This window comes from Acinetobacter sp. Tr-809, assembly GCF_011753255.1.
Classification (GTDB): Bacteria; Pseudomonadota; Gammaproteobacteria; order Pseudomonadales; family Moraxellaceae; genus Acinetobacter.
Map to the genome: position 1 here is coordinate 93218 of NZ_VWVZ01000003.1, position 13172 is coordinate 106389.

Sequence of the window (13172 nt, forward strand, 5' to 3'; positions counted from 1 at the left end):
GAATATAATTATGCCGAAATTTATTAAAGCATCTCATGACAGACCAACATTGACTGTTCAATATCTTGCAGATGATGGGAAAATATTATTAAGAACAGGAGGGACAATTGCTTGGAGATTTAATAACCCTGGAAATATGAGACCAAAAGATAAAGGAATGTATCCAGGACAAATTGGTACTGGAAATACGAAAAGTGGAAACTTTGCTATTTTCGAAAGCTATGAAATAGGAAGGCGAGAAAAAAAGGCCTTACTCAGACGTAAATATAACAATTACTCATTAAAAGATGCCCTATATATTTATGCGCCACCTAATGAGAATGATACTGAAGCATATATTGCTTATTTAATAAAACATACAGGTTTTAATCGCTCAACTGTATTGTCATCTTTAGATGATAAAGGAATTGAGAAATTAATGGATGCTATGGAGCGTAAGGAAGGGTATTATAATACAAATACACAACCTCCGCGTTCTGATAAATGGATTAGTACTACAACTGTAAATGTTAATAATGGTTCTAATCCATTAGCTGATCAAAAAATTATAATTAATCATAATGATAAGAAAAAAGAGTATGTCACGAATAAAAATGGTAATTTGCCACCCATTCCTCATGTAAAACAAGGAGAGAAGATATCTTTTAGTACTATGGTGGATGGCTGTGAAACATTAATTGGAGAGGTGGTCACTTCTGTTGAGTCTCAAGTGGTTAGTTTAGTTAATAATGCAGCCCGTTTTACCAGTAAGTTAATGCCTCAGAACGGGTCTTTTAGTGGAAAAAAAGATGATATACCAAGAATTGACTATGTTGTTGTCAATGGGGATGTACTCTCAAAAATAGCAAAGCGCTTTCGAGTAACCGCTCAACAAATTCAACAGTGGAATAATATAAAAAATGCAAATGAAATTTATGCAGGTCAAATACTTTCGATAGGATATTTTGCAAAAAAAAATAATGAGCAACAAAAAGGTAAAAGTAGAAATAGTTCTACAAATATTTATAGAGTTAAATCTGGAGATACAATTTATAAAATTTGTAAATTAAAAGGTATCTCAATTGATAGTTTTATGAAAGCGAATCCGCAGATTAAAGAAAGAGATACGATTTTAGTTGGTCAAATAGTTACAATACCTTCTTCTGTTTCTAGTCCTCATACTAAACAAAAAAGTGAAACAAAAAAGCAAGAATCAAATGGAGTTGGGACAGCAGCCCTGACTTCAATAACTAAGGCTGTCTCTAGTTTAGGGAATAATATTCAAGAGGTTACAAGAACTAAATCAGGAACAGGTGAGGGATTAGCGATTTTACCTGTGAATAATCGAGAGGCGCCATGGATGCCAATTGTGATTCGGGAGCTAAAACAATGGTATGGCAAAAGAGAGGGTGTCATTACAAAACAAGATAACTACCATATGTTAACGGGTAGTAAAATCAATACCTTGGTTGGTTCAACTCAAGCATGGTGTGCATCATTTGCAAATTATTGCTTACAAGAAGCTAAATATGCAAAATCAGCTGAGCCAGCAAGCGCATTAAGCTTTCGTCGTGATACAAAAAATTTTGTTAAAATAACAAAGCCTATTTTTGGTGCATTGGCAACTATCCCCACATCCTCGGGAGCTAGTCCAGAAGCTAAATCAGGCTTTGGTCATGTTGGTTTTGTTTATTGTTTAGATAAGACCAGTGGTCGATTTCTTATAATAGGTGGGAATCAGGATGATCAAATCACAATTGCAAGTAAATCAATATCAGCTTATAGATTTTATATACCAAAAGCTTATCATGAGTTTTCGAAATCTCAAGTTCTGGAAAAGAAAATGTCGGTTGATGATTTATATGGAGCTTTAGGGCTAAAAACAGTTCGTACAAGCAATGCAACACGGTAGAATCAGGATATATTTATGAAATTTAGTACCATCTGTTTTTTTACTTCCCTATTTTTTTTAAGTGCTTGTTCACAATCAGAAACTCAAAATCAGCACTTAAATGAGAAAACTGAACAAAAACTTGAAACTCATGATCAAAGTACTGATTCGGTTATCTTGTATATGAAGAATGCAGAATCATCTGGTCAAGAAGCGACGACAAAAGAACAGGCAGAATTTTATCGAGTTTTATTAAAAAAGTTAGATGGGCAAAAAATTTTAGTTCAGGATTTCTATATTTCGGGTAAGAAACAAACGGATCCGTATATCTTAACAGATGGTAAATTGGATTATGTTTATAATGAACAAGCTGATACATCATATTATCCGAGAGAAGGCTCTAGAGTTGTATGGTATGAGTCTGGTAGTAAAGCAGCGGAGACAGAATATAATGATCATAAAGAAAATGGTCTATGGCGTGTTTGGTATGAAAATGGAAATTTAAAGGAAGAAACAAATTATAAAGCAGGTAAAATAAATGGTATTAGTAAAAATTGGAATGAAGATGGAAAATTAACAGGTGAGTGCAATTATAAAGATGGTCTAGAAGATGGTAGATGTTATGAAAAATATACAATGAACCCTCAAGTTTTTATCTATGATGGTACATATAAAAAGGGAATGAAAGTGGGTGAATGGAAAGAGTGGGATGAGGAAGGTAAATTAGTAAAAGTAGAGAACCATGATGATTAATCTAAAAGTAAATACTTTGTTTTTTGCTATAGTAGCGAACACCATATTTTTATCGCAAACATATGCGAGTGATAATTTTACTGTCTTGACAGGTCATATATTAAATAAAAAAAGTATAGATGAGCAAAATAAAGCACATCCGTATGATGTTATTTTGTTGCCAGCTGCTAGAGATTTTTATTTAAAAGAAGAAGGTGAGGAGTATAAAAAAATAAAAGAAATTCAGTTGAACTATTTAGATGTGAAATATAAAGTTGAGTATAGTAAACCTGCAAAAATAACGTGTAAAGGTTTGTATTCAGCTGATTCTATGTTTCATTATACCAATTTAATTTGTGTGGTTGATAAGATAAGCTATATAAAATGAATTGTAAGTTTTAAATAATACCATTTATGTTTTGTTGAAAACTGATTGAATTTTAAGTCTTTATATTTTCAGTGAGAAGCTTATTCTATTGATGATAAATATTATGAAATTAATTTTTCTTCAAAACATAATTTAATGAATGATATGGGAAGTTGTATCACTATTTTAATCCTGACTCAGCTATTACCTATACTTTCCACTCTAAAAAGCTAGTTGAAATTTTAATTAAATATGAAAATAAAAGTGTGCATTCATCAAAGGGTGTTAGTAATGGAATGATTGTTGAAAATATAAATAATAATTTTATAGGAATACCCGTTATACACTCTGATAGTGAAGATAAGAGTGAACAAACAGACCTACTTATGGGTGATCAGGTAATTATGAGTCTTATAATACAGGAACTATTAATAATAAAGTAATCCATTCATACTTGCGACCTGCCGCTGGCACTGTTACCAATAAAACAATTAACCAGATAATACAAACATATAGTCTGTCACCAAATAATACTACAAGAATGTTTGCAGTGGGTAAATATCAAATTACTCCAGACCCTATGCGAGAGGCTAAATTAAAATTAGGATTAACTGGAGAAGAAAAATTTGATGCCAATTTACAAGAGAGGATTTTTCGAGAATATTTAATTCCTTCAAAGAGACCGACTTTGGGGGCATTTGTATTACAGGGGAAAGGTACCGTACAATTGGCCCAATATGAAGCTTCAAAAGAATGGGCATCAATAGCAACACCTAATGGACTGAAAATTAGTAAAAAGAATGGCGGCTATGTTTCAGATGGAACAAAGTCTTTTTATGAAAGTAAGGCCAATCATGCAAATCAGGGCTCTACAAAAATGGTAAAAGAAATTTTGGAAAAAATTTTGAAGTACCATCAGCAACATCAAAAGTGAGATAAACAGTGAAAAGACTACCATACGTATTATTATTATCAGCAATGGGCCTAACTATAGGCTGTAATGCTAAATCTGTAGAGCAAAAAAACAATCAAAATATTAAAGTTGAGCCTTGTGGTTTTGACTATGATGTAGATAATTATTACTGTAAAACGGATAAGATTAAAATTTTTGAAAAAAATATTGGAATGAAACCAGATTTTAATAAAGATTATTCTGTAATAAAAATTGATGATGGTAAATATTTTAGGTTGGCTGTTTTAAATCAAAAAAATTATAAAGTTTACCCTTTGAATTATCAAGTAAATAAGGCAAAAGCTGATTTTAATTACTCTGCTGGAAAAGATGAGTTGTGTATATCTGGGGATTTATATTCTTATAGAGATACCTATTTAAACTCAAAAGCATGCTTTAAAATTATTGATAATGCTTTTGTGAAGGTAAGTGTTATAGAAAATATAAGTCAAAAAAACAATGATAATAACTTGGTTTTTATAAAAACACCAATCTCATCTGATTTTTTCTCTAACTGTACTGAGAAAAATCCAGTGAAAAAATGTGAACAGCTTGAAAGGTCTAATAATCGGGCATATTCTTTATCTGAGTTAAAGAAAATATCTCCTGATTTTGTGAATATGTTTGATAATTCGAAAATAGATTCATTGAATGCAAATACTTTTAGGTTCCTTCCTAAAATGAAAGATAGCTTTTATTCTATTGCTGAAAAGTATATAGAAACAGATGAAGGAACTAGTTCTGAATTTTATTTGATAAAAATAAAACCTGAGCTAGTGGTAGAGAAAATAGGTGATTATTACTCAATTGATAACTCTGGAGTGATTAGTTATAAAAATGAGAATGGAAAGCTATTAAAGAAAAATTTAAAATAAGAATAGTGTGATATACCCCATTCGAGTTGGGGTATATCTTTTAAAATAAAAAATGATAGTAATTGGTTTTAAATAATAGAGAATTGGAAATGAGATTTTTGAAAACAGTAATGATATTTTCTGTTAGTTTGGTAATATCAAGTGGTTTGTTACTCGCCAAAGAAATCAATAAAATAGAGAAAAATATTAGAGTAATTGGCTATCCTATATCATCAAATTTTTATTCAGAGTGTAGAGAAAATAAATCTGAAAAAGAATGTAGAAAAATAAGTAATATAAAATATTATTCTTATCAGTCAACGAAAATTTTAGATGAACTTCCATTGGAAGGGAAAATTTTATCAGATAGTAGGATAAAAGATCTCAATGTAGATAATTTTAGATTTATATCTAAAGGTAATGATATAGTTTACTCTATAGCTGAAAAATATGTAGATACAGATGAAGAGGCTAAATCAGAATTTTATTTGATTAAAATTAAGCCAAAACTGGAAATAGAAAAGATAGGTGATTATTACTCAATTGATAGCTCAGGAGTGATTAAGTATAAAGATAGAAATGGGAAATTCTTAATGAGAAATTTAAACTAGGTGAATTTGAACACTATATTTAGTAGTATTTTTAATGCAGCTCAATAGTTTTGGGGCGTATATTTTGTTTGATTTTTTATAAATTAATCTAATATTTTGTAGGAGGATTGAAATAAATATTATGAATAAATTATTTTGCTTAAAAGTAGTAGTTACATGTTGTTTTTATCTTAACGTTTGTCATGCAAAAGAAAATTCTTCATGGAGTGATTATTTGCAAGACTCTATTCAAGTAAAATCACCTGTGGAATATATAGATGTTTATAATAAGTATTCTGTTATTAATCCTAATTTAAAAATAAAGTTAACGGATTTTGGTAATATTGATAAAACAAAGAAAAATATTAACTACACATTAAAGAAATATGGGGTTCAAGTTTTAAATGGAAAAGATGTATATAATGTTTTAAGGACGACAGTGTCTTTGCAGTCTAATGTTGATTTCTCTTTGCTGTATCACGATAAAGATATTTTAGCTTTTAGAGTGAGAGAAGTAAGCACTATTAATTATGTTAAAATTCCATTTAAAAGAAATCAAGTCACTACTTTTTTATATAATATAAGGAATAATAGTTTTATAGAAATACCTGTTATACTTTCTGATAGTGAAGATAAGAATGAACAAACAGACCTACTTATGGGTGATCAGGTAACATATGATGCTAAGAAAGGACAGTATACGTATCTTGCAAATGTTAAAACTTATCAAGACGGAAAAATTTCCCCATTCAAGGTTGTTTTGAATAGTAGCTTAAAATGTATTTCTTCAACATTAGGTTGTGAAACTACAGGTGTTTTAGCAGCTGAAAAAGATATTAAGTAATTCAATTTAGATTTTGGTTCGGTTTTTATTCTAAAGGGGTTTATTATGCATTCTTCTTGTAAAAAATATACATGTATCCTCGGTTTAGTCAGCCTCAGCATCATAACTGCTTCCTGTAGCACTGCCTCAGAAAAGAAATATGAAATTTCTCATCAAAACCAAATACATAAAGCTTCACCAAATCCTGCAAAGTTAAAAAATGATGATGGTTTCCCGATCACTTCGCTTCCTTATAGCTCAAATGCTCATCTGAATTGTATTTTATCTGCACAGAGAATGAATTGTGGCTCAATTAACTTAATTGATAGTGTTGGTTTGATCAAAATTTATAAATTTATTAACCCAAGCTATGGCGATTCGGTCGTTTTCCCAGAAACAAGAGCGGGTGTTTTATTGATCGTGTCCCCCTCAACAAGTGAAGCTGAAACTCCAGAAATAAATCTGACAACGGTCAACAGGTTTGGCTTGGTTAAAAGCATTACCTTAGATGCATCTCAAAATATTGTCATTAATCAGAAGTATGAAGTTTTATATAAAGAAGATGGAAAAGATCTAAAACTAAAATTAAATGACCAAGGTGATTTTGTTAAGTAAGACCAACCACAATATTATTTTTCCAATAATTTTGGATTCGTTTGAGATAGAGATGAAGGGAATAAAGCTAGCGATAGCCTCAGCTATTCTGCTCAATAGTATGAGCTTATATGCAGAAAGCACGAACCAATGTACAAAGTATTGGAATGAAACTGCTGTAAAAGTGAAGGTGTTAGAAGATATAGAATGTCCTGATATCTGGGAGGATGGTTTTAATAAGAAAAATAAAGAATTAGCAAAAGAAATTGGTTTTAACTTAAAAGATAAAAACTGGATATCTACAGGAACTTGTAATCATGTTCTATACAAGAATACGGATTATTATATTTATTGGGCATATATGAAGCACAATCGAACTGATCTTATTATGATCTATAATCCTAATAACTCATTCGAATACTCCAGAGAGATAGATCGAACAAAACTTAAAAAAGAAGGCTTTAAAGTCGAGGATTCAGTGGATGTGAATTTATCCTGTGCGAAGTCAGGAAATGATCGCAATATTGTATCTGTGCTTAATGGGTATTTGTTTCAAGAAACATCGATTCGAAATATTTTTAAATATAGAGTTTATGATCGATTTAAAGAGTAAAAATTACAGTTAGTTTTATCTATTGAAAAGCTCAGCTAGAACCTAACTGAGCTTCTATCTTTTAGGTCTCAACAATGCCTTCTAAATCATCAAAGGTATAGTTATGGGGTACATTGATCATATGGGTTTGTACACCGGCTTCAACCTTCTCTTTAGCATCTGGATATAACCAGCGGGTAATCTGCTCAGCTACACTGGAATGATACTGAATTTCAAAATGATTCAGCCCATAGAAAACCGCTTTATGGGTGTCAGGTAATTTCAGTTGGAAACGTGGATTTTGATGTTCACCCAAAGCACTTTTCACACTGACCAGATAATCCCCAATCACAGACAGCGCTTTATTACGTAACTTCTCAAATTCTAAAGTCCCTGCAATCAAGAAGGTATTGATATGGGACGGTAGCGGTGCAGGTTTACGATTGTCGTCAGCAAAACCAATGCGGGCATCATTATGTTCCCAGTCATCATCACGGACACTGCCATAACGTAGATCGAGTATGCCGTTACTACGCACATTCACCAACTGACCAAGCAAGTTGATAAACGGGAATCCACCAAGTTTGTCCTGCAAGACGAAACCAAAGCGTTCAAGTACTGCACCATGATGTGGCGAACCGATGCAGACCAGATTCTCGACCATATGCACCCATTGATACAGATTCTGTTTGCCATAAAACAGGGCACTACGCGAAACCAAGCCGCCCATACTGTGCCCGATCAGATCGATACTGGTGATGCGTGGATTACGCTGTACCAAATCTTCTAAGGTATTGGCAAAACTACGGCCATTGGCGGAAATTCGGCGTCCAGTGTTGTAATTCAAATACAACATGGTGTTGTTATCACGTTGCGCGAGCAAACGCTCACCAATCCCACCATAGCGATGATTCGACCAAGTCAAATGGTTCATACATAAACCATGTGCAAGAATCACCACACGCCCTGTTAGTTCGCCCTGCTGTAAAGAACCATAGTGATCATAAAGCACCATCGGCAAAGCCATTGGATTGTGTTGCTTTAAAAAGAAATCACCAAAAATCCCATTCAGCGCACCGACCACAAAATGTAGAGTTGGGGTTAAGGGCTTGTCATGTAAGACTGGAAATTTTTCAATAATACGACGTAAATTGGGCGCCAGAAAATGACTACCATATTTTTGTAGGGCAACATAAGAAAACTGATAAAACTTTTGCAGTTGCGGGTGCTTTTGTAATTGTTTGGCTTTTTGTGCACTTAAACCGAGCGTTGTCCTTAATACCTCAGTTTGTACGACTTGGATCAGTTCATGTACACCACTGAGGCTAGTACTGACCAGCTGTGCCAAACCCTCCAAAACATCTGCCTGACTCGGGGGCGTACGATCCCACTTACAATAGGTTTCATGCAGAGGTGTTAAACTTGGCATATTGATTTCCCCATCCTTGATATATACCGAAGGTTTGAAGTGATTTTTCTGAATATTGTTTAGATAAACTACAACAAACGCTTACATCTTATGTCTTTCATACGTAATTTTTTTAGAATACTGATGAACGGAGTACAGTATCGTTTTTTGTGTCAGACAATATCCAGCTTAAATGTAATTTATATTGTTATTTGTTTAACTATTAATCAAAATAATGTGATTTATTTCACTTTATGTCAAGTCCTTGCCTATTTTGGTGCGTATGCAAATTATCTATCTACATGGTTTTCGAAGCAGTCCGATGTCGATAAAAGGGCAGCAGTTGCAACAATATTGTGCACAGCATGATGCGATACGGGTGCATTTACCTGATTTAAACCAATCCCCCAATCAAGTGCTGCAACAACTCTCTCAGCTTATCGAAAATTTATCGCAGGATAAAGTAGTTTTGGTTGGCAGCAGCCTTGGTGGTTTTTATGCGACATATCTTGTCGCAAAATATGGCTGTGCTGCTGTATTGATTAATCCTGCTATGCGACCATGGCAATTATTCGAAGATTTATTTGGGATTGAACAAATCCCACTCAAAGTCACTGCATCATGGACACTTGATGCCGATCAACTGCAGCAATTACAATCGATTGCTGACACGCAGCTCGTTCATGCTGATAAAATTCTGGTGCTTTTGCAACAAGGCGACGAAGTTTTGGATTATCGTGAAGCTCAACGCTATTATAGTGCAGTTCATCCATCCTCATTGATTTTAACCGACGCAGATGGTAATCATGCAATGGATGATTTTGAAGAAAAATTACCTTTAGTTCTCGAATTTTTATCGGCAGCCATCCAATAAGGAAGTCAGACCAAGTGACACAATACACGGCACAATCCCTTGAAGTTCTTTCTGGTTTAGATCCAGTTCGTCGTCGACCGGGCATGTATACCGATACCTCACGTCCAAACCATTTGGCGCAAGAGGTGATTGATAATGCAGTCGATGAAGCACTTGCAGGTCATGCCAACCAGATTTGTGTCACAGTCTATGAAGATGGCTCATTGTCAGTTGAAGATAATGGCCGCGGAATGCCAGTCGATATTCACCCTGAATATGGACAAAGCGGTATCGAAATCATTTTGACCAAGCTGCATGCAGGCGGTAAATTCAGTACCGATAACTATCAGTTTTCTGGTGGTTTGCATGGCGTCGGAATTTCTGTTGTCAATGCCTTATCGACTCGTGTTGAAGTTGCTGTACAGCGTCAAGGCAATCTGTACCAAATGGCTTTTGAACAAGGTGAACCTGTTGCGCCTTTGTCAGTCTTAGAGGGTAAGGTTGCAAAGCGTGCGACAGGAACCACAGTACGTTTTTGGCCTGAAACTAAATATTTTGATAGCCCTAAATTTGCGCTTAAAGCACTGAAACATAATTTAAAAGCCAAAGCTGTTTTAGCTGCGGGCTTAAAGATTATTTATGACGATAAAATTAATAATGAAAAGATCGAGTGGCAGTTTGAAAATGGTCTAGTCGACTATTTGATGGATGAACTGCAAGATCGTGACATCTTGCCAGATCCTGCTTTTGTTAGCAGCGGCCAAGCAGACCGCGCAGCGTGTGAATTTGCGATTTGTTGGAATGTGGAAGGTGGCGAGCAGATTCAAGAAAGCTACGTCAACTTGATTCCGACTGCGCAAGGCGGAACTCATGTCAATGGTCTACGTTCAGGTGTGACCGAAGCCTTACGTGAATTCTGTGAATTACGTAATTTGTTGCCGCGTAATATGAAACTCTCTGCGGAAGATGTTTGGGATGGAGTGAACTTCATTTTATCGCTGAAATTCCAAGAGCCACAATTTTCTGGTCAAACCAAAGAGCGTTTATCCAGTCGTGAAGCATCAAATATTGTACTGAACATTGCCAAAGATGCGTTTGCCTTATGGCTGAATCAACATGCTGAGATTGCGACACAACTGGCTGAAATGGCGATCGCCAAAGCAGGACGTCGTTTAAAAGCAGCGAAAAAAGTTGAACGTAAGAAGATTGTTGCAGGTCCAGCACTGCCTGGAAAACTGGCAGACTGCGTCGGCTTAACCCGTGAAGACAGTGAGTTGTTTATTGTCGAAGGGGATTCTGCGGGCGGTAGTGCCAAACAGGCACGCGACAAGAATTTCCAAGCCATTATGCCGATTCGCGGAAAAATCCTGAATACTTGGGAAGTCTCATCGGATGAAGTTTTGGCTTCTCAAGAAGTACATGATATTGCCATCGCGATCGGGGTCGATCCGGGCAGTGATGATCTGTCTGAATTGCGTTATGGCAAGATCTGTATCCTTGCCGATGCGGACTCGGATGGTCTGCATATCGCAACCTTATTATGCGCTTTATTCGTAAAACATTTCCCGACCTTGGTTGAAGAAGGTCATCTGTTCGTCGCTATGCCACCGCTCTATCGTATTGATATTGGTAAAGAGGTGTACTATGCCTTGGATGATGATGAACTTGAAAGCATCCTGAAAAAAGTCAAAGGCAATAAGAATCCACAGATCACCCGATTTAAAGGTTTGGGCGAGATGAACGCCAGCCAATTACGTGAAACGACTATGGACCCGAATACGCGTCGTTTGGTGCAGTTGGATTTAGATGATGCACATTTAACCGCAGGTTTATTGGATAAATTACTTGCGAAAAAGCGTTCAGCCGACCGTAAGCACTGGTTAGAACAAAAGGGTAATTTAGCGGATATTACTGTCTAAGTACTTCATCAAATGCATAGATCAAAGCCAAGCGAATGCTTGGCTTTTTCTTTGCTTGAAGTGTTTACATCTGAAATGAACAAATTTGCATCATTTTAGGTCAGTAGGTATTTTTTGTATGCAATGTTGTATACAAGATTTAAAAATCAAGACATAAATTTTATTTAAATCAATTAAAAACAATAGCTTGTTGTGTTGGCACAGAAATTGAATAACTCCACCCAGTAAAAATCACAATATTGATGGGTGGAGAAACAAGATGCAAAACAAATTGATGTCGATGTCAGTGCTCATGGCAGCCATGATGGGGATCGGTCTAGTTGGCTGTTCAAAACCAGCAGAAAAAACAGAACAGACCAAAACAGAAGCCAAAACTGCACCCGCAGCGAGTGGCGATACGATTAAGGTGGGGATTCTACATTCGCTTTCAGGCACCATGGCGATTTCTGAAACTTCACTGAAAGACACCGCTTTGATGACCATTAATGAGATCAATGCCAATGGTGGGGTACTGGGTAAAAAATTAGAACCAGTGATTGTTGACCCTGCATCGGATTGGCCATTATTTGCAGAAAAAGCCCGTCAGTTGATTACCCAAGATAAGGTCGCAGTAATTTTTGGTTGCTGGACATCCGTTTCACGTAAATCAGTGTTGCCTGTAGTGGAAGAGCTAAATGGTTTATTGTTCTATCCAGTGCAATATGAAGGTCAGGAACAATCTAAAAACATCTTCTATACCGGTGCTGCACCGAATCAACAAGCGATTCCTGCGGTTGAATATCTGATGGGGGATGAAGGCGGTAAAGCCGAACGCTTTGTGTTACTCGGCACAGATTATGTCTATCCACGCACCACCAATAAGATCTTACGTGCTTTCTTGAAGTCGAAAGGCGTCGCTGATGCCGACATCATGGAAGAGTACACACCATTTGGTCACAGCAATTATCAAACCATTGTTTCCAATATTAAGAAGTTCTCTGCGGGTAAAAAGACTGCAGTGATCTCGACCATCAATGGTGACTCCAATGTGCCGTTCTATCGTGAACTGGGCAACCAAGGCATTAAAGCATCTGATATTCCCGTCATGGCTTTCTCGGTCGGTGAGGAAGAATTACGTGGTATCGATACCAAACCATTGGTAGGTCATTTAGCGGCATGGAACTATTTCATGTCAGTGAAAAATCCTAAAAACACAGAGTTTGTGAATAAATTCAAACAATATGCGGTGGAATACAAACTTCCAAATGCAGACAAAGTGGTGACCAACGATCCAATGGAAGCGACTTATGTGGGTATCAATATGTGGAAGCAAGCAGTTGAAAAAGCGGGTTCTACTGAGGTCGATAAAGTGCGTGATGCGATGGCAGGTCAGACCTTTGCTGCGCCATCAGGCTATACCTTAAAAATGGATGAAACTAATCACCATCTGCATAAACCGGTGATGATTGGACAAATCCGTGGTGACGGTCAATTCGATGTAGTTTATAAAACAGCACAAACGATCAAGGCAGAGCCTTGGAGTCCGTACATCCCTAAATAATTTTTTTCAAGCCTGTTGTCTCCGCAGCAGGCTTTTCTATTCTGATTTTTTTGATCTATTTAAAACCGTAAAATAAGG

13 protein-coding genes are annotated in these 13172 nt (G+C 35.8%); 12 read left to right on the top strand and 1 reads right to left on the bottom strand.

Going from position 1 to position 13172, the window contains the following annotated elements:
• Nucleotides 1-10 precede the first annotated feature (10 nt).
• The 9 genes from F3J02_RS07800 to F3J02_RS07840 all read left to right on the top strand — a co-directional run bounded on the left by F3J02_RS07800 (nucleotide 11) and on the right by F3J02_RS07840 (nucleotide 7395).
• Nucleotides 11-1891 carry a LysM peptidoglycan-binding domain-containing protein gene (locus F3J02_RS07800; protein ID WP_167248475.1) on the top strand — a complete coding sequence of 627 codons (1881 nt, stop codon included), beginning with the start codon at nucleotides 11-13 and terminating at the stop codon, nucleotides 1889-1891.
• 15 nt (nucleotides 1892-1906) lie between these two features.
• Nucleotides 1907-2623: a toxin-antitoxin system YwqK family antitoxin gene (locus F3J02_RS07805; RefSeq protein ID WP_167248476.1), complete on the top strand. Its 717-nt coding sequence runs from the start codon at nucleotides 1907-1909 to the stop codon at nucleotides 2621-2623.
• Nucleotides 2613-2990 (top strand): hypothetical protein, encoded by a 378-nt coding sequence (locus F3J02_RS07810; protein ID WP_228284342.1) that lies wholly within the window; start codon nucleotides 2613-2615, stop codon nucleotides 2988-2990. The genes F3J02_RS07805 and F3J02_RS07810 overlap by 11 nt, the downstream gene beginning before the upstream one ends.
• Before the next feature lie 529 nt (nucleotides 2991-3519).
• Nucleotides 3520-3903 carry a hypothetical protein gene (locus F3J02_RS07815; RefSeq protein WP_167248477.1) on the top strand — a complete coding sequence of 128 codons (384 nt, stop codon included), beginning with the start codon at nucleotides 3520-3522 and terminating at the stop codon, nucleotides 3901-3903.
• 8 nt (nucleotides 3904-3911) lie between these two features.
• Nucleotides 3912-4796, top strand: coding sequence for a hypothetical protein (locus tag F3J02_RS07820; protein ID WP_159414067.1), 885 nt, complete (start codon nucleotides 3912-3914; stop codon nucleotides 4794-4796).
• Between the two features lie 89 nt (nucleotides 4797-4885).
• Nucleotides 4886-5386, top strand: a complete 501-nt coding sequence (locus F3J02_RS07825; RefSeq protein ID WP_167248478.1) for a hypothetical protein — start codon at nucleotides 4886-4888, stop codon at nucleotides 5384-5386.
• 121 nt (nucleotides 5387-5507) lie between these two features.
• Complete coding sequence (locus tag F3J02_RS07830; RefSeq protein ID WP_167248479.1) at nucleotides 5508-6209, top strand: hypothetical protein; 702 nt, start codon at nucleotides 5508-5510, stop codon at nucleotides 6207-6209.
• Nucleotides 6210-6254: 45 nt separating this feature from the next.
• Nucleotides 6255-6803: a hypothetical protein gene (locus F3J02_RS07835; RefSeq protein ID WP_167248480.1), complete on the top strand. Its 549-nt coding sequence runs from the start codon at nucleotides 6255-6257 to the stop codon at nucleotides 6801-6803.
• 52 nt (nucleotides 6804-6855) lie between these two features.
• Nucleotides 6856-7395: a hypothetical protein gene (locus tag F3J02_RS07840; protein WP_167248787.1), complete on the top strand. Its 540-nt coding sequence runs from the start codon at nucleotides 6856-6858 to the stop codon at nucleotides 7393-7395.
• Between the two features lie 61 nt (nucleotides 7396-7456).
• Here F3J02_RS07840 and F3J02_RS07845 read toward each other — a convergent pair whose 3' ends face one another.
• Nucleotides 7457-8803, bottom strand: coding sequence for a hypothetical protein (locus F3J02_RS07845; protein WP_005185964.1), 1347 nt, complete (start codon nucleotides 8801-8803; stop codon nucleotides 7457-7459).
• 262 nt (nucleotides 8804-9065) lie between these two features.
• Here F3J02_RS07845 and F3J02_RS07850 point away from each other — a divergent pair, with 262 nt between their 5' ends.
• From F3J02_RS07850 to urtA, 3 genes are all read left to right on the top strand, one after another.
• On the top strand, nucleotides 9066-9656 hold the full coding sequence (locus F3J02_RS07850) for a YqiA/YcfP family alpha/beta fold hydrolase (protein ID WP_167248481.1): 591 nt from the start codon (nucleotides 9066-9068) through the stop codon (nucleotides 9654-9656).
• Between the two features lie 14 nt (nucleotides 9657-9670).
• Nucleotides 9671-11554, top strand: coding sequence for a DNA topoisomerase IV subunit B (gene parE / locus F3J02_RS07855; protein WP_004803540.1), 1884 nt, complete (start codon nucleotides 9671-9673; stop codon nucleotides 11552-11554).
• Nucleotides 11555-11813: 259 nt separating this feature from the next.
• Complete coding sequence (gene urtA, locus F3J02_RS07860; protein ID WP_004803542.1) at nucleotides 11814-13094, top strand: urea ABC transporter substrate-binding protein; 1281 nt, start codon at nucleotides 11814-11816, stop codon at nucleotides 13092-13094.
• Nucleotides 13095-13172 lie beyond the last annotated feature (78 nt).

Coding starts and splice junctions, on each gene's coding strand:
- F3J02_RS07800 (WP_167248475.1), top strand. CDS start 11: ATGCCGAAATTTATTAAAGCATCTCATGACAGACCAACATTGACTGTT.
- F3J02_RS07805 (WP_167248476.1), top strand. CDS start 1,907: ATGAAATTTAGTACCATCTGTTTTTTTACTTCCCTATTTTTTTTAAGT.
- F3J02_RS07810 (WP_228284342.1), top strand. CDS start 2,613: ATGATGATTAATCTAAAAGTAAATACTTTGTTTTTTGCTATAGTAGCG.
- F3J02_RS07825 (WP_167248478.1), top strand. CDS start 4,886: ATGAGATTTTTGAAAACAGTAATGATATTTTCTGTTAGTTTGGTAATA.
- F3J02_RS07830 (WP_167248479.1), top strand. CDS start 5,508: ATGAATAAATTATTTTGCTTAAAAGTAGTAGTTACATGTTGTTTTTAT.
- F3J02_RS07835 (WP_167248480.1), top strand. CDS start 6,255: ATGCATTCTTCTTGTAAAAAATATACATGTATCCTCGGTTTAGTCAGC.
- F3J02_RS07840 (WP_167248787.1), top strand. CDS start 6,856: ATGAAGGGAATAAAGCTAGCGATAGCCTCAGCTATTCTGCTCAATAGT.
- F3J02_RS07845 (WP_005185964.1), bottom strand. CDS start 8,803: ATGCCAAGTTTAACACCTCTGCATGAAACCTATTGTAAGTGGGATCGT.
- F3J02_RS07850 (WP_167248481.1), top strand. CDS start 9,066: ATGCAAATTATCTATCTACATGGTTTTCGAAGCAGTCCGATGTCGATA.
- urtA (WP_004803542.1), top strand. CDS start 11,814: ATGCAAAACAAATTGATGTCGATGTCAGTGCTCATGGCAGCCATGATG.